13 protein-coding genes are annotated in these 22,171 nt (G+C 42.8%); 1 reads left to right on the forward strand and 12 read right to left on the reverse strand.

Annotated features, from left to right (window positions below; all coding sequences use genetic code 11):
- Positions 1–185: 185 nt before the first annotated feature.
- Together IYN84_RS06840 and IYN84_RS06845 are read right to left on the reverse strand one after the other, a co-directional pair.
- Positions 186–2,006 carry a sodium:solute symporter family protein gene (locus IYN84_RS06840; protein ID WP_196138401.1) on the reverse strand — a complete coding sequence of 607 codons (1,821 nt, stop codon included), beginning with the start codon at positions 2,004–2,006 and terminating at the stop codon, positions 186–188.
- Positions 2,007–2,015: 9 nt separating this feature from the next.
- A complete protein-coding gene (locus tag IYN84_RS06845) occupies positions 2,016–2,279 on the reverse strand; it encodes a DUF4212 domain-containing protein (RefSeq protein ID WP_196138402.1) in 264 nt (87 codons plus the stop codon).
- A gap of 223 nt (positions 2,280–2,502) precedes the next feature.
- On the opposite strand from IYN84_RS06845, the gene IYN84_RS06850 reads away from it, so the two are divergent.
- The gene (locus tag IYN84_RS06850) at positions 2,503–6,315 is read left to right on the forward strand and encodes a NahK/ErcS family hybrid sensor histidine kinase/response regulator (protein WP_196138403.1); all 3,813 of its coding nucleotides are present in this window, start codon (positions 2,503–2,505) and stop codon (positions 6,313–6,315) included.
- 40 nt (positions 6,316–6,355) lie between these two features.
- On the opposite strand, the gene IYN84_RS06855 is transcribed toward IYN84_RS06850, so the two are convergent.
- The 10 genes from IYN84_RS06855 to IYN84_RS06900 all read right to left on the reverse strand — a co-directional run bounded on the left by IYN84_RS06855 (position 6,356) and on the right by IYN84_RS06900 (position 22,170).
- Positions 6,356–6,610 (reverse strand): hypothetical protein, encoded by a 255-nt coding sequence (locus IYN84_RS06855; protein ID WP_196138404.1) that lies wholly within the window; start codon positions 6,608–6,610, stop codon positions 6,356–6,358.
- 109 nt (positions 6,611–6,719) lie between these two features.
- On the reverse strand, positions 6,720–7,370 hold the full coding sequence (locus IYN84_RS06860; protein ID WP_196138405.1) for a hypothetical protein: 651 nt from the start codon (positions 7,368–7,370) through the stop codon (positions 6,720–6,722).
- An 85-nt stretch (positions 7,371–7,455) separates the two neighbouring features.
- Positions 7,456–8,958, reverse strand: coding sequence for a c-type cytochrome (locus tag IYN84_RS06865; protein ID WP_196138406.1), 1,503 nt, complete (start codon positions 8,956–8,958; stop codon positions 7,456–7,458).
- A gap of 59 nt (positions 8,959–9,017) precedes the next feature.
- A complete protein-coding gene (locus IYN84_RS06870) occupies positions 9,018–9,599 on the reverse strand; it encodes an SCO family protein (protein ID WP_196138407.1) in 582 nt (193 codons plus the stop codon).
- A 6-nt stretch (positions 9,600–9,605) separates the two neighbouring features.
- Positions 9,606–11,558: a YncE family protein gene (locus tag IYN84_RS06875; RefSeq protein WP_196138408.1), complete on the reverse strand. Its 1,953-nt coding sequence runs from the start codon at positions 11,556–11,558 to the stop codon at positions 9,606–9,608.
- A 219-nt stretch (positions 11,559–11,777) separates the two neighbouring features.
- A complete protein-coding gene (locus IYN84_RS06880) occupies positions 11,778–17,393 on the reverse strand; it encodes a hypothetical protein (RefSeq protein ID WP_196138409.1) in 5,616 nt (1,871 codons plus the stop codon).
- 39 nt (positions 17,394–17,432) lie between these two features.
- Positions 17,433–18,179: a DJ-1/PfpI family protein gene (locus IYN84_RS06885; RefSeq protein ID WP_196138410.1), complete on the reverse strand. Its 747-nt coding sequence runs from the start codon at positions 18,177–18,179 to the stop codon at positions 17,433–17,435.
- Positions 18,180–18,274: 95 nt separating this feature from the next.
- The gene (locus IYN84_RS06890) at positions 18,275–19,552 is read right to left on the reverse strand and encodes a tryptophan 7-halogenase (protein WP_196138411.1); all 1,278 of its coding nucleotides are present in this window, start codon (positions 19,550–19,552) and stop codon (positions 18,275–18,277) included.
- Complete coding sequence (locus IYN84_RS06895) at positions 19,542–19,988, reverse strand: hypothetical protein (RefSeq protein ID WP_196138412.1); 447 nt, start codon at positions 19,986–19,988, stop codon at positions 19,542–19,544. Before IYN84_RS06895 ends, IYN84_RS06890 begins: the two co-directional genes overlap by 11 nt.
- The gene (locus IYN84_RS06900) at positions 19,978–22,170 is read right to left on the reverse strand and encodes a LodA/GoxA family CTQ-dependent oxidase (RefSeq protein WP_196138413.1); all 2,193 of its coding nucleotides are present in this window, start codon (positions 22,168–22,170) and stop codon (positions 19,978–19,980) included. Before IYN84_RS06900 ends, IYN84_RS06895 begins: the two co-directional genes overlap by 11 nt.
- Between the last annotated feature and the right edge of the window lies 1 nt (position 22,171).

Raw genomic sequence — 22,171 nt, forward strand, 5'->3', positions numbered from 1 at the left:
AGAGGCGTTTCAGTTTTTAGTGGAATGACTAAACTAATATAAGTAGACCGGAATGAATAGACTGCTAATAAGTAGACTGGTAATGAATAGACCGCTAGAGAATAGACAATTAAACGTCGACACTTTATTGAAGATCAAAACAGGGACATCTTAGTGATGCCCCCAGTAAAATGAATGACTTAAAGTTAATGCGCTGTCGCGCTCGCAGCTCCACGCGGAATCCGTAAACTGGCGACCATTTCCTGAACTTCCTGCGGCGGCTCCTCGGTCAGATGGCTAACGGTAAGGGCTACAACAAAGTTAAATACCATTCCCAACCCTCCGATGGCTTGCGGAGTAATCCCAAACAGCCAGTTTTCCGGCGCGTTGACTCCAATTGGCTCGAAAAATACGCCTTTGAAGTAAACAATATAGCAAAAAGTGAAAATTAATCCGGTGAGCATTCCAGCTATCGCCCCTTTGCGATTGACTCGCTTACTGAAGATGCCAAGAAGAATAACCGGGAACAACGAAGATGCGGCTAGACCAAATGCCATTGCCACCGTTTCAGCCACCCATCCAGGGGGATTAGCGCCTAGATATCCTGCAATCAATATGGCCACGGTTATCGCAATACGTCCATACATTAACTCCTGCTTTTCAGAAATCTCCGGTGCAAAAGTACTTTTTAGCAAGTCGTGAGAAATCGCTGCCGAAATAACCAGTAATAAGCCTGCGGCAGTCGATAGCGCAGCCGCAATACCGCCAGCAGCAATCAAAGCAATCACCCAGGCTGGAAGCCCGGCAATTTCAGGATTGGCCAACACCATGATATCTCGGTCAACATAAACCTCATTAGCAAAGGGAGCACCTGCAGCCACCTCTCCTTTACCCGGATTGGTAACTACTTTTTCACCATATTGGCCACGCTCTTCAGCAAAAACAGGCTTCTTTCCTTCAAGAGGATTTCCCTTAGCATATTGAATTTTGCCGTCCCCATTATGATCGTACCAGGCCAATAATCCCGAGTTCTCCCAGGTTTTAAACCAGGATGGCATTTTAGTGTATTCAGTTCCGGTAACATCTTCGCCATTAATTGTGTTAATTAAATTAAAACGAGCCATAGAACCGACGGCAGGCGCAACCGTATAAAGCAATGCGATAAAAAGTAAAGCATATCCGGCTGATTTACGCGCATCGGATACTTTGGGCACCGTGAAGAAACGCACAATCACATGGGGTAGTCCTGCGGTCCCCGCCATTAGTGCCATTGTCAGGAAAAACAGATTGGTGGTTGTCTGGGTTCCATCGGTATAGGCAGTGAACCCAAGATCAGTAACCACCTGATCAAGTTTATCCAGCATATAGGTGGAGGGATCGGCAGCCAGTGTACTACCAAAGCCTATTTGCGGAAGCGGATTTCCCGTGATTTGAAGTGAGATAAAGACTGCAGGCACTGTGTAGGCAAAAATCAAAACGCAATATTGTGCCACCTGGGTATAGGTAATTCCCTTCATACCGCCGAGAACTGCGTAAACAAAAACAATCGCCATACCTATCATGAGACCGGTAATAATATCGACTTCGAGGAAACGGGAGAAGACAATACCGACCCCCCGCATTTGCCCGGCAATGTAGGTAAACGAAATAAATATTAAACAGATCACCGCGACTATTCTTGCTGTTTGCGAATAATAACGCTCACCGATAAACTCGGGCACGGTAAATTTCCCATACTTTCTCAAATAGGGAGCAAGCAACATGGCCAAAAGCACATATCCACCAGTCCATCCCATCAGATAGACTGAGGCGTCATAACCTAAAAAGGCGATTAATCCAGCCATTGAAATAAAAGATGCTGCTGACATCCAGTCGGCGGCTGTTGCCATACCATTAAATACCGGCTTTACCCCACCACCGGCAACATAAAATTCTCCTGTGGTACCAGCCTTTGCCCAAATAGCGATACCAATATAGACGGCGAAAGAGATTCCTACAAAGAGGAAAGTTAAGGTTTGCAATTCCATGTTTTCCCCCTAGTCGTGGACGTTATATTTTTTATCAAGTTTGTTCATTTGGTGAACATAAAAGAAAATCAGTGCAAGAAAAGTGTAAATCGAGCCTTGCTGTGCAAACCAGAAGCCCAGTTTAAAACCGCCCAAACGGATGGTATTTAGCTGATCCACCAGCAACACACCGAAACCGAATGACACCACAAACCAGACCACCAGACACATCAACACAAGCTTGATGTTGGCTCGCCAGTACGAATCATGATTATCATTATTGCTATTACTCATCGCATTCTCCCCAATCCAATCTCAACCGGCAAACTTGACCTAAAAAGTGCAGGTTGGATATCTAGTCCTATGTAAATTTCGACCATTTGACTTTAACCAAAATCCTGGCCTATTTCCTTTCGACTTTAGTCTATAAAACTGTACGGCCGTTTGACAGCAACATAAATTAGCAATACCTTAAACAAAAACAAAGACTTATTTCTATATTTTTTGGGAAACGCTTTTGACTACTATCCAGATTATTGCTATCGCCTTTTCCTATGTCTTTGCTCTGTTTCTGATCGCCTACTACAGCGATAAATACAAAAAGCCATTAATTAATCCGACACGCAAAGCGCTGGTTTACAGTTTCTCTTTAGCAATCTATTGTACTTCATGGACATTTTACGGGGCAGTCGGTAGCGCCGCTGAAAATGGATGGGGTTACCTTCCAATATATCTCGGACCGATACTGGTTTACACTCTGGGCTTTCCTCTGCTACGACGATTTGTTCGTGTCGGACACGAACAAAATACCACTTCCATCTCTGATTTTATTGCTGCTCGATATGGTAAATCACAAATTATCGCGACCATTGTCACTATTATTGCGGTCATAGCTATTATTCCCTACATAGCACTTCAGCTAAAAGCGATAACCGCCAGCATTGAAATATTTGATGCACAACAAAACCTGTTTACAGAACAATATAGCAGTGCCTTCTATATCACCTTAATGTTAATTGTCTTCTCGATTCTATTTGGTACACGAAACATTGATGTGACTGAGCATCAGCACGGAATGATGAATGCGATCGCTTTTGAGTCATTCGTAAAGTTAATTGCATTTTGTTCTGTTGGCTACTTTGCACTTTATTCTGTATTTGACGGCCCATCTGAAATGCTGGAAGCCATAGAAACAACGATACCTGCAGAACAACTCTGGATTTCTAATATTCACTGGGAAAATTTTTTTACTCAAACAATATTGGCAGCAAGTGCAATATTTTGTCTGCCCCGTCAATTTCATGTTTCTGTTGTAGAGTTTCATCAGAAAAAAGATCTGCTTTTTGCGCGTTGGATATTCCCCATTTATCTGACTCTAATTTCGTTCTTCGTCATTCCGATTGTTTTGGCTGGAATGAAGCAGTTCAGTGGTGGCAACGTGCCGGCCGATACATACATTCTTGCACTTCCCATCGCCCAAAATCAAAGCGCACTCAGCGCACTGGTGTTTATTGGCGGACTATCGGCAGCAACAGGAATGGTGATTGTTGCAACCGTTGCACTAAGTACGATGGTGAGTAATGATCTGGTGTTGCCGCTTTTCCTGAAAAGAGCCAGAAGCGAACAGTTTAAAAATAAAAAGTTTGCTCAACAGCTACTATTGGCGCGACGAATTATTATTGCATTTTGTCTTTTACTTTCATACGCATTCTACCGGCTCATTGATAAAAGCCAATCGCTGGCCGCCATTGGTTATCTCTCATTTACTGCGGTACTGCAGTTTTCTCCTGCCCTGCTTCTTGGTCTTGTGTGGAATAGAGCAAATGAAAAAGGGGCTATTGCTGGCCTGCTCTGCGGAATTTTATGCTGGTTCATTTTGACCTGGATTCCGAGTATTAACGGCGCTGATCTTTTAGCAAACAAAGGAAGCTATTTCGGTTATTCAATTTTGACCGAGTCAGTTTTCATCTCTCTTGTCATCAATATTTTGGCGACAGTTTTGATTTCCTTTTCAACGGAACAGTCACTTACTGAGAAAATTCAGGCATACGCTTACACAAGACGCAGAATAAAAGAAGTGAATCTGAAAAAAGCAATAAAAACTAATTCAGAGTTGCTGGTCAAAGATCTCAAAAACCTCACCGCAACAATTGTTGGTTCAGAACGAATGATCTCTGCTTTTGAAAATTTTGATCGAAATTTTAAAGACACCGATAAAGCCGACCAACTATTATTAAATCAGACCGAACGAGTGCTTTCAGCAGCCATAGGCTCTTCATCCGCCAGAGTGGTTATTCTGTCGGCCTTAAAAGATAAAGGTATTGCGGTAGATGATGTTATCAACCTGCTCAGTTCAACTTCACAAGCCCTCAAGTTTAATCGTCATTTAACCGAAGTTACACTGGATAATATCACTCAGGGTATCAGTGTAAGTGACCCTGATAAGAATCTGGTGGCCTGGAATAACCGCTATGAAAAACTTCTAAACTACCCCAAGGGCTTTTTACAGACAGGTATGCCGATTGCGAAATTAATTCGCTATAACGCTGAGCGAGGCTACTGTGGACCAGGTGACACAGACGAACATATTGCCAAGCGCTTAGCTCACCTCGAATCTGGATTGAGCTATCGATTTGAACGAGAAAGAAGTGATGGCATCACCCTTGAAATTGTTGGCAATCCACTTCCGCAGGGAGGCTATGTAACAACCTATACAGACATCTCTGAATATAAGAAAATCGAAGCAGCATTAAAGGAAAACGAGAGAAATATTGCGCTCTACACCGATAACTCTCCTGCCCTTCTGGCTTATCTCGATACACAACTAATTTATCGATTTGTAAATCGAACTTTTGCCGACAGTCTCAATCTGAAGAAATCTGAAATACTTGGCAAACGTGCATATGAAGTACTTTCGCCCGGGGAAATGGAATTTAAGTTACCCTATGTAAAACTCGCGTTGCAAAACAAGAAGCAACAATTTGAATACGCCAGCGAAGGAAATAATAGCCGCTATTATCTAATTACCTATATTCCAAATGTTAACAGCCAGGGAGATGTGACTGGCGTCTATACCATTTCACAGGACATATCTAATCGACGAAAGGCAGAGCTAGCACTAAAAGAAATTAATATTACTCTGGAAGAGCGTGTCGAGATGCGGACTGAAGAACTTCATGCCACAGTGAGAGCACTGGAGGTAGCAAAAAAGGAATCGGAACAGGCCAATCAAAGTAAATCTAGATTTCTAGCAGCCGCCAGCCACGATTTGTTGCAACCATTTAATGCAGCACGACTATTTGCTGAAATGCTTAAAAATGAATCGTCCAATATGACAGAGACTCAAGCTCAACTAGTAAAGAAAACCGATCAAAGCCTGGTCGTCGCAGAAAACATCATTCGCTCACTGGTTGATATTTCAAAGCTGGACAGCGGTACTATCCAGCCCAAACGAAGAAGCTTTGATTTGTTTGAAACTTTAAATTCAATCGAACAACAATTTTCAAGGTTTGCACAGAATAAACATCTCAAATTTAAGGTAATGAAAAAACACGTTCAGGTAGATAGCGATCCGGAACTACTCTATCGTGTGCTGCAAAATTTTGTTAGCAATGCTATTCGCTACACAGAAAATGGCGGAATTCTGATATCTGCTCAGAAGCGAAATAATTTTGTCAGACTCTCGGTTTGGGATACCGGAATAGGAATCCCCGAAACTAATCGCCAGGAAATATTTAATGAATTTAAACGGCTATCTGACCCAAACATTAAGAACTCCGAATCAGGATTAGGACTTGGACTTTCCATAAGCGAAAGGATAGGAAACATGTTGAATCATCCCATTCAGTTCAGATCGGAATATGGACGCGGCAGTGTATTCTATGTCGACGTTAAGCTAGCAGATCTTGTGGAACTACCAACGAATTCTCCTGCACAAGTTTCTAAGACCAGGGTAGCTAATTTAGAAAATGTCAAAGCATTATGTGTTGATAACGAGCAGCAGATTGTCGAAGCAATGTCAATGTTACTTGAACGTTGGGGGTGTGATGTTAAAACTGCAAGAGGTGAAAGTGAAATAGATCCTATACTAACAGATTCGTTTGTACCTGAAGTTATGTTGGTTGACTATCAGCTTGATCATGGAAAAACCGGTATTGATTTTATCCAGAAAATTCGCTCTAGGACCGGTATTGAAATTCCAGCGATTGTGGTGACAGCAGATCACTCTGCAGAGATTAAAAAGGAAATTAATGATGCCGGACTTATCTTGTTGAACAAACCAGTTAAACCCGCAGTTCTAAGAGCAACTATTGGAAATCTAATGCGGTAAATATAAAGTTACGAGCTAAACATTCTGCTTTGATAACAGGCTAGCTATGCTTCGGGCTCCAGTTAGACACATAAGGTTTAACGCCGACTTGTAGTAACCTTTGCTGTAAACTTGATAGAACCTGTGACTCACTTGCCTGCCCATTAAGCATTGCAACAACTTCTGACTCAGTTATTTCATCTTCGCGCCACACAATCTGGTGCGCGCCGGCATCGTAACGAATGTAAAACTTGTCGTCTCTTTTGACGATTTGTATAGTGCTCAGGCTAATTTTTCCGTATATGACTTTTTCCATCTTGGCGCTAGCTCATATTTGAGTGATTTTAGATCAGAATAGCTTATTTATTAGCAGTTGGAATACTCACACTTCTCTTCTGGAAAACGAAGCAAAAGCAAAAACAAAACTATAGATGACCGCCTCTTCTCTGTCGATATTCGTATCCAAGCTCGAGCGCTCTATAGGCCAGCCAGGTACCACACGTCATTCCTGCTAGAGAAAAGAAAAATGATAAAGAAGGAGACAAAGAAAGTAAACTTGCAACTGACATTAAAGCCCACATTCCCAAGCACATGGGGAGCATCGCACACAGGTGCAAACTCCAGTGTAAATCGCAAATACTACACTTAAATGAATAGCGTTTGCAAACCAGGTTGCAAGCAACAAAACAAAAACCGATCATCCATCCCCAGTGTTCAACCACTTGCATGGCATCTTGCAATTGAAATTCCAACGCTGAAACCTCTCCTGCAATAGAAGGAACATGATGACCATGCTGAGAACTAATTGCTCTTGCATTAAAGAAGTGAGCCAGACTTAAATTAAAGTGTCCGATAATCATTCCCAGCCCGCCAAATGACATTGCTATTACGCTCATACAATATGACAGCTTCTCAGTACGATGCCATTGATGCCACAAGAAAAAAATTACACCGAGAAAAAAAGTTAGCTCCAGTGGCGTACAGATTGAAGTCAACACTAGCCATTGAAAAATCAGAGCAATTATGTTTAGCAATAACAAACTGGTACCAGGAATTTTCTTAACTCTTTCTACCAACGAGCTACTCTCCATATTAATTATTGTCTAACTGCATCTACTCAGCCATCTTTGCTTTTTTCCAATAAATTCAATTGAGTCGATATTAGTTAAACTCAATCCAATTCGCCGTAGAGTCTTTGTCGTTTTCTTGCAATTTTATTGGGACAAACAGAGCCCCCTTGGCCCCGATGCGTCGCCCGCCTACAAAACTCAATACAGGACCGTATTCTGTTGGAAATCGATGGAGTTGTCTCAAATTTTTAAGGACGAGCTCCTTATCCAGTTTCGCTCCCGCTTCCTGTAATAAATGAGTGGTCAGATTGGCTAATGCGAGTGTCCAAACCTGGCTGGTTAACTGTTTTTGTGGAAGTCGCTGCGAACTTACCAGCTTTTTGTATTGTATTAATCCATTTCGAGTCATTAGTCGTGGCGACGGCGGCATCACGCGTACAGTAACTCTCGATAGCTTATTAAGAGATATAATATCGCTTTTTGATAGAGGGCCAGATATATACAGGTCAGGCAAACTCTCGAACTCCTTACTGACATTTTCAACGTCGAGAAACTCATCAAGTTCCCCTGCTTCAACTACCACCATTTCTCTATTTCGGGAAAATCTGGTTAGATTCGCTTTAAACCCCGAATCTTGACTATACTCGTCTATACCCGCTGATAAAAGAGTCGAATCTGAGTTTAACTTCTCTATTCGACTCACCTTTTTTGAATAATTATATAGCCAGTATCGTGAATATTCCTGGCTCGAGTAGAGCGAAAAATGCATATCAGAAATACTTTCACTTTTTTGAAAGTTTGTATTTTCAGAACTGCTTTCGGAACTTTGAAAAATCGAAATAACCAACTGTTCGTCTAAGATTTCCTTCAGTTTAATATGTTCTTTTTGTTCTACATTTAAATCGAGAAACATGAAACAGCAAGCAGATTGATCAGTTTGACTAGCAGTATCAACGACATATGTTTCGACCTGTCGCTGGTAAATTCCGCCCTGAGAGTTTAGGTAATCAAAAAAGGACCGAATTGTTTGCAGCGCGACCATTGACTTTTGTGATTGAACTTCAGGTAGTAAAAGTCCAATAACCACTTTATTATCACTTACCGCTACCGCCTGTTTTTTATCAACAACCTTAAGATAGGCGATTAAACTATCGATTTCTTTTTCGGTCAGATGATATCTGGGCATGACAGTTGAGATTTTTTGATTTTCAGAATCAATACCTTGTGTTAACAATATACTCAATAAATTTCGATCATAGGGTCGACGTTTCTCCCCCACCAATTGTTCTCGACGAACTATTGTTCGACTATCTCTAATTAAACGGGTCCAGCGAATATCCGGAGCACTCACACCACCTTCACTACTCCCCTTACCATTCTTAGCATGACAATTTTTACAGGCAAAAAGCGTTGAAGGTGCTTTCGAGTCATTAAAAGTCACTTTTTGTGCAAGAGTCTGTCCTGTCTCATAAATTTTTTTACCAACAAATTCTATGGCTGAATTTTTATTGACGTCCTTTGCAATCAAATATTTTGGTGTCATAGTTAAAGCAACAACTATGACTGAAAATATTATTGACTTTAGGTATTTCATCAATCAGCAACTACATTGATCAAATAAGCTTGATTTTGTTTTTCATCAAACATTACTTTCTATCCATGGAAATTAGCTTTTATCGCAGAAAAGAGCTTTTTTCCTGAACTCAAGCCATCTAGTCTTACCCATTCATTCTTATCTTCTCTACCAATTAACACCATAGTGCTGTGGTCACCAATATCGGGGGTAAACGCTTGAAGCGCTTTAACGAGTCGATCAATCTCGACTTTTTCACCAGTTATCTGGGTCCAACCTTTGCCGCTACCGAAATTGTCAGACCATGCTTTAAGTCGAGAAGGCGTGTCATTTGTCGGGTCTATACTGATAGAAATCAAATGGATTTCTTCACCTGCGCTAGCTGCCAGCAACTCCCTTAACTGGCCGAAATTGTATCCCAGCAATGGACAAGTCATTTGACATTGTGTAAAAATAAAGTTGATTACCACCGTCTTTCCTTTCACCAGATCAGAGTAAAACCTGTGATGATTTCCAAACTGATCTAAAACCTCAATGTCTGGAACCTTGTATCTGGAAGAGTATTCTTCTCCGAGGACATCACCAATAAATGACCAACTCCCCAATAGTGTAAACACCAAGAATAAGGCACTGCGTAAATTCACTGTCAAATTAGTTTTCAAGGTTGACTACTCCGCTTGATAGACAAATCTCTTTTTTACCCCGTTCGCATCCGCGACCATTAGCTGGTAAAAACCATTAATCGGGGGCGTAAAGGTAAAGCTATAGACATCATCATAATGATATGTCAGTTCTTTTTGATCACGCCAAACTCCGGAGCTCAATGCAACTGTACCGCTAAGAAAATGAGGCACTTCATCGTTGGCAACTTGAGAGTAGCGAAAAAATAATTTTGCAGGTTCACCTACCTTAAGGAACTGCTGCTCATCAACGGAAGCGATTATCTTTTCAGCTACTACAGATGGTCTTTTTTTTGCTTCAATATTTAGTGTAAAACAGTGAACAATTCTTGGGCTGTCCATAAAATACACAACATCATAAATGCCGGCAGATGGTAACTTTGCCGATGTCTCATACACACCGGGCTTATGAAGCTCTCTCAAACTACGATCAATCGTTTTTACAGCTCGTGGCGAGCGTCCATAATTATTAAACTGTCCCATTGGTGCAGCCATTCCTTCTTTAAAAAAATAAACTGCCTGATCATAGTAATTAGCAATTAAAACAGCATTGCTGCCAGGTGCCCTTACAATCGTTCTTGGTGCGGCAGAAATTTTAACCGCAGGCGAAGCGTCACCTCCCGGCGTATCAACAGTTGGAATAGTAGCACCTTCTCTACCGACGTCTTTGTCAGCCAGCGGAACCATAAGTAGAGTAGAACTATTCTGATGGCTAATATAAGCAAACTCTTTTGAAAAATGGATATCAAAGGGCTTGGCTTCAACGATTCCCGACTGAATAATCCGATTCGAGGCTGTATCGATAATTGATAGACGATGACTCTCTATATTGATAACAAATAACAGTCGCTGATCCGGACTAGTCGCTATTTTTACCAGTCCTGACTCTGTTTGAATCGTTTTTATCGATCGATGACTTTTTAAGTCGATAGCGAGGATATTTCCGCTTTTTTTATGACCTACATAGAGTGTCTGTGCGAGGCTAGAATAGTCCATACTGATTGGCTCAGCATTTGTTTTAATGGTTCTTTCAATCTCGAAGGTTAAAGTATCAATCAAACTAACGCTTTCGAGTTCTGCGTTTAGAACAGCAGCGTATTGGCCATCTTCTGAAAATACAATGTCCTTAACCCCTTTGCCAACTTTGATGATTTTGACTAACTCAAATGGTTCGGTATCAATTACCGCTACCCCTTCATCAACAGCAACCCATAAAAAGCTGTCATCCGCTTGCAAAGCAACTCGTTTCGGATTTTGCCACTTAACCTTACTGACTGGTGATGAATGCTTTTCGGTGTCTGTTGGAATATTACCGCTCAGCTTCTCTAATTGCCAGTCAAGCGTATTCAGCTTCACAATATCATTGGTCGCAGGCACAGAAATATAAAGGTGTGACTGCGAACCATTTTTCGCCCAGTCGTAACCGGGAGCCGGCAAGGAAACCATTGAAAGCAGTTTAGACCCGCCAAAGCCAAATAAAGGATCAACGACTGACAAAGTAGCATCGTCATTCAAGGTAACTACATAAAAAACATTGAGATCAAGTTCGGCTTTGGAAAACAAACTGCTACCGATAAACTTCTGAGCTTTGTTCTGACAGCTTTTAGTATCATTCATATCATCAGTAAGACGCGGATGAATCCATGCTGCAGGATATCCACCACTGACTCCGGCCTGATTTGAGTCATGTACAAAAAATCGGATGTGGGCTAGTTCTCCTTCAGAAAGAAAGTTCTTATCATGATCTGTCGATCTGCTTTCCTGATTTTTCGAATCGATTTCTTCAAGAGCCAGTTCAACAAAAACTCCGTCAAACTCAGCTCTTTCAATAACCGAGTTTTTTTGTGCATTCTCCCTGAAATTCAAACGATCGGTTGCAGATACTTCAACCCAGGCCACAGAACAACAAAGAAACAGCAATATACGCAAAAAGCTTTCCATTAGTGTGAACTTCCTTTGAGCTAGTATCGATTTTATCATTTTCGTTCTGGTCCCTTTTTGTTCTAATACATGACAGCTATAGAAACTTGGTTACATTTTTCCAACATCAGATTAACGCTCGCCATGGTAGCTATTTGGAGAGCGTTACCATGGCAAAAAACTCACAAAGGATTTTCATTGCCTTCATTACTATCTTTTAAAAACCAGATCTGTAAGTTTTTATTTTTTTTCCTTTCGAACCTTCAAAGTGCCGAGCACGTTTGTTGAATAAGGTCCTTTAGGATAATAGTAAAAGGCGTAATCTCCCTGCAGTCCCTCTTCACCTCCCGCTGAAGGCAATAGCATGTTGTATGTTTCGATCGGCGTCACTTGCTGTGTTCCCATCCACTGCGAAACTGGATTATTGGCGATGACGGTAGAATCTGAACGATAGGGTTCCTCCGGCCAGCCATGACCTTCAATAGTAATGAGGTTGGTGTTGTTATTAACTGTACCAGGCGGAGCGCTATTTGGATTAAGCACTCTTAGACGCACTTCTTTTCCTGCAATCGCATCCAGATCGGAAGACTGGTTGCCCAATACAATAACTTCACTGAACAGGAGGTTTCCTTTGCCATCTTTAATTTGTGCGGCAAATTTGTGCTGTTCAGAACTATCCCAGGTCGCACCTTCAGGTTCTACAACCAATACGCCGTATAAGCCCCAGGATTGCTGAAGTAAAGGATCAGAAGGAATCAGATTGACCCCGCCAAATTCAACCGGCGTATAAATTTTGTTGCCACTTTTGTCCACCGCTATATTACCCGCGTACCAGATAAAATCCTTAGTCTCACCAGCAGCCACAGAACTGGTCTGATTCGAACCAATATTAAAACCAGCACTCGTCGCCCCATCATAGGCAATTAATTGCGGGTTGATTCCTGCTTGTGACGACATACTGTAGGGTTTGACAGTATCTATAGAAGTGTAACTTCCCTGACCATTTCCTCCGAATCCCTGAGTCCCTTGAAACAAGCCCCATTGAGTAACAAAACCTTGAGTCTGTTGACGGGTCAAATTATTTGTTAGCGAAACTTTAACCCAGTCGCCTGCCGCTACTCGAAGAATCAAAGGGTTGTTTGTCATAGTCAAAGAGCACTCTGGATTCTGATTGGCTTTTGCCGCTTGCGCAGGAAATCCAATCGAATTTTTTGCCGCACAGTTCGACATTTGATCGAAATTCAATGCGACATTGCTACAACCATTTCTATTATCACAAGTCTTAGCCGGATTCTCTCCACAAATTTGTAAACTTCCCTGTAAAACATTGCACTGCACTTCGCAATCAGTTTGCTGAGTGCCAGGAATCGTATACTGCGCGCAGGTCCCGCGAGCGTTGACGTTTTGTTCTATTTTAAAATGTCGAATAGCAAGGTCAGATTTTTGAGGCAGCTGGTAAAGATTATCAATTACAATCTTTCCGGGCTTATTATTAGGTAAAGCTTTAAGTCCTTTCACCGGTTCACTATAACTTCTCATTATTCCCCACGCCCCTTTCGCCAGGCCCATATTTGAAGTAGAAGGAGAATAAAGGTAGTCGACCTGCTTTTCTTTTCCGGCAGGAGGTAGCTGAAATAGTAACTCGAAGTGTTCAGAGATCCCCATTCCCTGCGTATCTCGCTTTCCTGAATCGGAATACGAAGGCTCTGCGTCCCAGTTTACGCCTTGTACTCGCATAGAGTGAACAGAATCAACCGCGCCAACAATAGTACGAATTTCAACTTTGTCATTTGCGTATGCTCTCAGCATGGGCGTGTAAGGATCTGTTTTTCTAACGCCATCCTTACCCAGAGGAACAAGCGGCTTATCATATAGATCTGGCTGCTCGTTCAGTTTTTTGTTCAGTCGTTTTATCGAGCTAAAGGCAAAAGCAGGATCAATCGCTTTTTCCGCATCTATGCCTTTTGAAACTTTATTATCCGGACTTTTCTGAATCCGAAGGTCCAACGGCTCATTACGGTAGTTGGTCACCCAGGTACCAATATTTCCACCACCACCGGGATCCGAAATAACCGTTGGGAATGGTTCATATTTTTTGGCAGGACCTTCGGCAGGAAAAGCCGTAGTCGGCGGATAAATTGCGTTGCGGGTATCTGCCCACCCAGGCTGCATCGTTTCAATTTTTATATCAATATTCTTGCTGTTAATCAGATCGAGTTTAAAGATATCGTGAGAATTTCTTTCGATGAGCCAGTGCTTGCCCGGCTCAACGACTGTAACAACAGAATGATCGCCAAGAACAATCCCGTTTTGATAAAATTCGCGACACAGGCCAAAAGGAATTATTTTTTGGTCTAGTGCAGTCTGGTAATTCGATGTTTTTGCAACGTCTGGACAAATAGTGTTGATATTTTCAGCTTTCCTCGGTTCGTTAGCGCTATTTTTATCGACTCCTTTATTTTTAGCGCGAGTCAGGTTCTGATTAGCATTACCTGTATCACCATTTGATGAAGTAAATAGCACCTGATCCTTGATCGATTTTTTATGTTGAATACTGTCTGCAGTATAGGCGAGTTGCAAATCTCCCATAGCTAACGCAAATTCTCTATAGCTTTCTTCTGAATCTTCAGTTTCAATCATCGCCTGCCAACTGGTTGGCCCACCATCAGTACGCTCAACACTTGGCATGGGCTTGCCTGTTACTGAATCAAACCATTTCGAACCGGCAGGTTCAACTAGAAGCGCACCGTATAATCCTGCTTGCTGATGAGTTGAAGGCCCATAATGATCATGGGTAAATACGGTTCTCAGTGTTCTGTCTTCTCCTTGATTATTGAGGAGCGGATCGGTATCAAATCGTTGGATAGTCGTCTGTGCACCATTCCAGTTTTGACCCGCCGGCGGCTTTCCTAAACTTTTGCCATAATCGTCTACATAGTTCGACAGGGTTAGTTGCGACTGCTGATTACTTTTGAACTGAGTTTTGGGATCGAAATGATAAAGTCCACCTGTTTTATTGATGTTTTCAATCCGTTCCTGAACTTCATCCGGACTGAAGGTTCCGTCTTCATAATTAAAACCGTTTCCCGCACCATCTGAAGAGGTCACATCAAATTTAACCAGATGAATATGCTGACCTAATATATCGGTCGGAGTCCTCACTTGAAAATCATCAAGCTCATAATAATTAGGTACCAGATTGGTATGCCAGAACTCTATGGTTTCTCCGGTATTAGCTCTGAAAAAGAATGGTTCGGGCGCTTTGGTTCCTTTGACGGTTTCTTTAACGTCATCCAGAAGAGTAATGAATCGTTGTTGTGGATAGTGCCACCCCTCTTTGTTGAAGACGACATCAGTCTGAATAACTGCCGCCTTATAACGACGTTTGTCAAAGGTTGAATTGCCATCATCATTAACTTCTGGCGCAGCATAAGGCGCTCCTGGCGCTGGCGGCAGTCCATTTAAAATAAAATTACCCGGCAGTCCATCAGGTAAGAAAGATGCATGTGTACGTGTTGCATGTGCTTTCATTGCAGCCTGTTCCACCGCAGTGCCCTCTTCCGGCAATTCCAGTGCGCTCATTGCGTTGAGCTTTTTAGTAAAGTCCCAACGGGTATGAAACTCACTTTCGACTTTGCCACCAAGTACCAGATGTCGAGGTAATCCGCCATCAAGATAATCAATATCGCCAGTTTTTCTAAAAGGATTGGCTGCAGCTTCTTTTGCCGTTAAACGTTTAGGCTCCAGGTTGCGATCTTCCTTCCAGGCAAAATCCATGGGCGGGTGCGGCGCTCTATGACCAGCAAGACCCGGAATAAAAAATGGAAATCCCGGATTCTCATAAATTGGCATTCCGTTCGTATCGGTTCCAGACTGTTCAACAATCACCCTTCTACCGTCTTCCGCTAACTTTATTTTTGCCGGCATAGGAGCCATTGCAATTGTTGGCATTGGCACGAGTGCGGGAATGGGTGTACCCAGCTTGATCTCTCCGTCAGGCAATGCTCGTGAACCTTTCGCTGGAAAACCTTTTTGATCGAGTTTGGTACCTTCTTCGAATACATCATGGACTCGCCACATACCCCACATTCCCTGTGCAAAATGCGGATAGATGTGGCAATGAAAAATCGAATCGCCGACAGTTTGGTTTCGATTACCACTACCGTTATAAGTCATTTCAAGCGTGTAGGTTGAACCCGGATTAATCATTTGACTATCCAGATAGTGCCCATTGTCACTATTTGGCGTATGTAACCATTGATGAGCATGCTGATGATGAATGTGCGGCGCAACCGAACCAGCATTGATAACTCGAAACTTGACATGATCACGCATATAACTGTGGTAAACATTAGATGGATCGTCCGGATAAAGAGACTTTTTGGCTCTCCCTTGAATATTGGCCGGTACATCGACGATCATTGCCGGATCACCTACAGCCCAGGCACTCAGAAAAAATTCTTCAAACAATAAATCAACTTCATCCCCGTTGATCCCCATCGGACCCACTTTAATACGATTAGCGTAAATTTCAGGCGCGATCCCGGCAATACCATAGTTCACTGCAAAAGCATCCTTACCTGCAGCTAAAGTACTTGCCAACGGACCACTGGTAAATGAGTCAAAAGCCTGAGTTGTGTTAGGCGATATGTGGTAATTAATGGTGAACTCTCGATATGGCTGTCTGCGATCAGGCGTTGCTGGATTTTCAGTAAATGTAGGACTGTTCAGGTAATATGGAAATCTACCAGCTTGAGGACCGGTTATAATTGCAGTCAAATCACTATGAACCAGATGATAACGATTTTTCCGTTTGTCCTTCGCCAGCATGTTCAAAATGGGAAGTCCCGCTCTGGCATGTTTATCAGGGTATATCGCCTGATAATTGACGACTGGTTGCCCGGCCTGGGTTTTAATGAGCCCGTCTCGGTCAATGACAACTTCAGAAATCTTCGTCGTTTCATTATGTTTCAGCGTTGCCACTTTCATTTCCCAGATAGTTGATTCACTACCATCCGGGCAAACGAGTTTGGAATTCTTGTAGGTTAATTTTCTCTGCAAACGTACCGCGCGAGGTAAACCTGTCACTTTGTGATCAAATGATTTTTCACAAATGGATTTGTCGTTTGTTCCCCAGTACTTTTCTAAAAATTGTCGGGAAGTGCGATAAGTTGCAAGCCTTAGATCGGCTTCGGTAACTTGAGAACGATACCATTCCGCTTCCTGAGGCTGAACATTAACTGCACCGAATAGCCCATAGTCGAGTTGACTCGTAGTAAAACTATTACCGTTAGGAGAATAAAGCATAAAAACGCCTTCGGCATTAGCGATATAATGGTAGGTGTGCGACTCACCTGGCTTAATTCGCTTACTATTATCCGCAGCATTTCCTTTACGGTCTTTTCCCCAGTCCAGTCCCATAATTTGCACGCCGGCACTATCAAGATTATTTTGTTGAGATTGTTTACTCGGCGTTAACAGGTTTGTTAATCGAATTTCTAAACGATCACCCACATTAGCCCTAATCGTAATGGGTCTTGGTCTTTTGTAAGACTTCAACCTGACCTGACCTGGTTTCATATTTTTAACTTTAACAACTTCCAGGTCTTCACCACCAGCCCGCGGCAACTTCATGTGAGTAACATCTCGCGCTAGCGCATAAATCTGTCCATTACTGATTTCAGCACCGAGGCGATTATTTTTGATAGTTTGATTTAACACCACCATATCAACATGAATCGTTCGATCAGTTGCGCCCTGATAAGTATTTGCTGCTATCAATTCGGCTAAAGCAGGAAATGTAAAAATCAAAAATACCAAGGCTATAACACTAACACTCATTTTTTTAGTTTGCATAAGAAGCTACCTTTGAGTTGCCACTTTTGTGATTCTGATTTAAGAGCGCGCCGACAAAATACACTCTACCGTTTCTCGAATAGTTTGAATAAAAGCCTGTTGTTGCTCCAGAATGGGTTGAATAATATTCGAACATCCAGAGTCTTTTGCCTGATGTGGGTCACCAGTGCTAACAGGCGGATTGGGTGCGTATTGAATTTTGAGTTGGGTTTCTTCGGCAAGTTTTCGTCCCTTAATTCTTTCAACCAACCCCAATGCCAGATCGATAGAGGAAGAAACACCGCCGCCGCTAAAACGTTTTAATTTTTCGTCGAATACCGACCTTGGATAAGCATCTCGTTCGACACTCAGTTCTGGAAACAAAGCAAGATTATCTAGCTGGCTCCAGTATGTCGTGACTTTTGCCCCCTTGAAAAGATTTGCCGCAGCCAGAATAAATGCTCCGGTACAAACTGAACCAACCCAAGATGTTTGAGGGTTTGCTGCAATACGATTCACAAAATCAAGCATTGCCTGGTTAAGCATCATTTCGCTAACTCCCGGACCTCCTCCCCCAGGCATAAAAAGAACATCTAATGTTTGAGTATCTTCAAAATTACAACTTGCGTGTACCTCAACGCCTTCGGTGGTCATTACACTTCCACATGTTTCTGCTAGCCAGACGACCTTGAACCCCTCCGCCATACCAAACACCTGACTGGCTCCTGCAAAGTCCAATAGCGTACACCCTGGATACAACGGAAAGCCTACAATTATCGATTCACTTTTCTTGTCTAAAGATTCCATGTTGCAAGTGTCCTTTTATTTCTCTTTAATTTAGTTTGATTCAATTCAATTCAATTTATTTTAATCCAGTTACACAAACTGGATTCGCGTATCATTTAACTGGCCTGCTGTAGTTGACTATCATGACGACGTTGCCAAAAAAGTGAATCCTGATACCTTTTTTCTTGTGCGTAGTAGTCGCTTTTTTTGCTGCAATAATCCTGGTATTCGGCTGTTATCACCTGCTGGTATTTTGACAAAGATAAATCTTTTTCTGACAGGTAGTCAGCATGGGCAAAAGAAGCCAATAATCCATGTCTGAGCGCCTTAAAAATCCCGAGTGAAGATAATGGATCATAAGTTGACGCCGCATCACCAACAGCCAACCACCCTTTTCCCGCTGGCTTATCCAGACATTGACTGTGCGCAGCTATCAACATCAACTGACTTTGTTCGGGCACTGTTTTTACTTCACATTCTCTACTGGAACTGAATGCTTCGGCAAAGGTGGTAAATCGACTAACTCGTTTTTTAGTCGCAGCAGATGCATCCAGCAAACGTTGCCATTGGTTTTCATCTTTTAACTGACTTTGCTTGACCAGGTCAGCGTCTGTCATAAGAGAAACCACACATTGGCGATTGGGAAGCAGCGCGCTATACCACCAGCCCAAAGCATGACTCTCTACCAAAGAATCCGTTTCTCGAAATAGGTTTGACTGATTTGCACCTTTTCTCTCTGAACAGGAAGGCCGTTGACTAATAAACGGAGAAATCGAATAGAAACGATAAATCGCCACCAGCTGATCCGTCTTTTGAATGATTGCTTCCTGCTTTCGTGCAAAATTAGCATTACGTCCCGTCGCGTCGATGACAAATGCACTACTGACAGTTAAGTCCTCTTGCTTTTCGCGCCTAAATGTTAGTTGCCATTTTTCAATTTGGGATTTCACGGACAGTCTTTGAGTTTTCTGTAATGTCCATCCGGACTTTAATTCGATACCGCGTTCACACGCTTCTCGAAGTAACCAGCTATCAAATTTTTGTCTATCCAGATGCCAACCGTTGCCATACGGCGAAGCGATAAACTCATTACTAAACGAATGCTCATCCCCCCAACAGGCAGAAGTACCATGTGCAGCCATAAATCCACATTGAACAAAGTTTTGCCAAAGTCCCAGTCGCTTCAATGGAACAACCACATGTCCCGGTAAAGTTTCACCAATACGTTGCTTGATTAATAGCGAATATTTTTGTTGGGCATTAAGCTGGCGCCGTTCGAATAGCGCTATCTTAATTTCAGGATTGAGGTTTTTGATAGCTATCGCGGCGGCGCAAGCAGCGACGCCTGCACCGAGTATGACCAGGTCGTAGTGGACTGATTTTCTAGGATTCACTTTTCACCGCAATCCACTGTGCAACTATTCCCGCGGGCGCTGTAGATTTTCCATTCGGTCCAGTTGGATGCGGAATTGCTCGAACAATCGAGCCTACTAAGGCAGGAACCTGAGCAATACCATTGGGCCATTGTGGAACCAGATAACCGCTATAGTCATAAATCCACTGCGCCCCGCCGACAATCCCTGCTCCCTGAAATCGCAAAGCGAAGGGATCGCCGTAACCAATTGATCCCTTTAAATCGAGTTCCCAACCAGGTCCAAAGATTCTGCCGGTTAACAATTGCATCGGGCCATTGTCAATCTCTATCGTACCGCGACCAAACTCAAGTGAATTAAATTCTGCGTTAACATCGGTATCGCTGACAAAGCTGCGATAGGTCCACTGTCCAAGTAAAATCTGTGGAATTTCACCTGTTACTATTTTATCTGTCATTTCGATCTCGCTTTTTGCCTACAGAAGACTGCACTCCCGTTACTTGACCCAATTGCCTATCGCCCGGTTTCACCGGCTCTCCCAGTGCAGAGTTATTTCGCTCAACCTGATAGAATGAACGAGTAATACCTGTTCCGCTGGAAGCCAAAAATCCAAGGTCTTTCCAGGCTTCAACCATTTGTAGGTCACCCGATAAATTCGGTGGAATACCAGAAGCCCAATAAACCTGAGAACTCATCGATTTGTCATAAACGACAATTGGTCGATGCGCTGGCCACCAGGGAATGTTGTATGCAATTTTTTGCTTCGCTGGGTCACCGGTTGAATCAAGCTCAATGTTGTTCCAGTTATCGTAAGTAATGTCGATATTTTGATAGGTACACTCATGAAAGTCGGCCTGCCATGGAATGCCAATATATTTAGTTAAATCTCCCGGCTCCATTCCTTTAGCCAAATCGGGAGCAGGACTTCCGTCAAGATTGGCAATTGGTGCGGGTAAACTTAGCAAACCCGCTTGGTAAACAGCGTGCTTCACCCGGTAAGGTTCGCTATAGACTGCCGGATTCATCATAATCCAGCTAAGTTCCCCACCAGGACAAAAGGCTCCACCTAGCATGTTGCTAAGAACACCTCGATCAATGGCTTCACCAGTAACTGGCGGATTAGCCCAGGGATCATTACAGTTATTACTTCCCTCCCCCCATTCCTGACATTCATTCACAAATTTCCCATCAGCCCACTGTTTAAGAAAAAATAATTGTGTTGGCGTCATCGCAAGAAATTTGTCCGGGGATATATTCGTTATTGGATTATTTCCACAGAGCATCGGCATTAGTCGGGGTTTATAGTTGGGGTTGGACTTGCTGGCTGCACCTTCAGCGGTAAACAGATTCTCCTGACCACTCTTGCGCATGATGTTATAAATAAACTGACGATGTTCAAAGTTAGGATCATCACCATGGGACGGAGGCTTTGATAGCGCGTTCATATCAAGATTACCGCCGGTTCCCCGGTTATGAGGATCAGCTCCGCCAAAATAGTCGAAGTCATAGGTATAACGATAGCAGTCGGGCCGCGTTAAAATTGGCCAGATATCGCGATAGAACTGAGGGTAAAAGCCGGGATTAAAATGCGCTTCATTAAGCCATAGATCCAGTTCTTGTTCTGATTTTGGTTGATTATTTTCCGGCTCAAATGGCGGAACCCCAAATAGCTGAGGTTGATATGCCTTGTTGCGTACAAAAAGATCAAACATTGCTTCATCAAGGGTAATCATGTCCATCATTTGGGGGACATATCGGGGATAACCCACTACAACCCAGGCAGGGATTTGTACATCCATGCTGCCGCTTTTTACAGTCTTAACCTTTTTGCCTTTTTTGTCGTAAGACTCTTGAGTGTAGTTATAAATAATCGAAGCGGTCACCGGACCATCAGATATATCATCAAACCAGCCATCGTTATTGACAAAACTGGTGATTACCGGAGTTTTGCTTGAACCAGAGTTGCCGTTACCGCCGAGGAAAATCAAACGTGGATGATCGTCCTGAACATTGGTCTTTAATTCGCCCAGAGTATCAATCGGATTGGGAGAAATGTTAACCGGCGGAAATGTTTGCGGGTAACCGGGATTCTGTCCTTTGCTAAATTTTGCGCAGGAATTCTTGGATGATACTGTCTGCGGACCCGGATCAATGATTAGCTGTCGACGAAGCGCAGGCTCAGTGACTTCAGGATTACGTAAAGGATGATCAGAAGCGTACCCGTGCATTCCAGAGTTTTCCGTAAAGTCATACCATGAGGCCTTTTTATTGGCCACGTGGACTGTCCATTGAATATCTGTCACAGTGCCTTTAACGGTTTGCACAACGGTTGCAGCATTGGCGACCAGCTGCATATTGTAAACACCACCAATTTTAATTTCTTTTCCAACAAGATCACTTTCATTTTCATAAACGAAAATTCGAAACCGAGCGGCTTGTCGTTTAACTTTTGACAAATCACTTTCATCTTTGAAAGATTGAATTCTCTTAGGCTTTCCTTTTTCTCTTATTTCGACCCCGTCAGAGTCACATTCAATCGGGAGTGCTCCGGGTTGCTCGGGTGACAGATAGAAATCTTCACTATTTCCCAGGCGCGCAATGCCGATCGCCGGGTGTATTTTGAATAAATTTTCCTTCATC

Source organism: Aliikangiella sp. G2MR2-5, assembly GCF_015687155.1.
In the GTDB taxonomy this organism is placed as follows: Bacteria; Pseudomonadota; Gammaproteobacteria; order Enterobacterales; family Kangiellaceae; genus Aliikangiella.

Coding starts and splice junctions, on each gene's coding strand:
- IYN84_RS06840 (WP_196138401.1), bottom strand. CDS start 2,006: ATGGAATTGCAAACCTTAACTTTCCTCTTTGTAGGAATCTCTTTCGCC.
- IYN84_RS06845 (WP_196138402.1), bottom strand. CDS start 2,279: ATGAGTAATAGCAATAATGATAATCATGATTCGTACTGGCGAGCCAAC.
- IYN84_RS06855 (WP_196138404.1), bottom strand. CDS start 6,610: ATGGAAAAAGTCATATACGGAAAAATTAGCCTGAGCACTATACAAATC.
- IYN84_RS06865 (WP_196138406.1), bottom strand. CDS start 8,958: ATGAAATACCTAAAGTCAATAATATTTTCAGTCATAGTTGTTGCTTTA.
- IYN84_RS06875 (WP_196138408.1), bottom strand. CDS start 11,558: ATGGAAAGCTTTTTGCGTATATTGCTGTTTCTTTGTTGTTCTGTGGCC.
- IYN84_RS06880 (WP_196138409.1), bottom strand. CDS start 17,393: ATGCAAACTAAAAAAATGAGTGTTAGTGTTATAGCCTTGGTATTTTTG.
- IYN84_RS06885 (WP_196138410.1), bottom strand. CDS start 18,179: ATGGAATCTTTAGACAAGAAAAGTGAATCGATAATTGTAGGCTTTCCG.
- IYN84_RS06895 (WP_196138412.1), bottom strand. CDS start 19,988: ATGACAGATAAAATAGTAACAGGTGAAATTCCACAGATTTTACTTGGA.
- IYN84_RS06900 (WP_196138413.1), bottom strand. CDS start 22,170: ATGAAGGAAAATTTATTCAAAATACACCCGGCGATCGGCATTGCGCGC.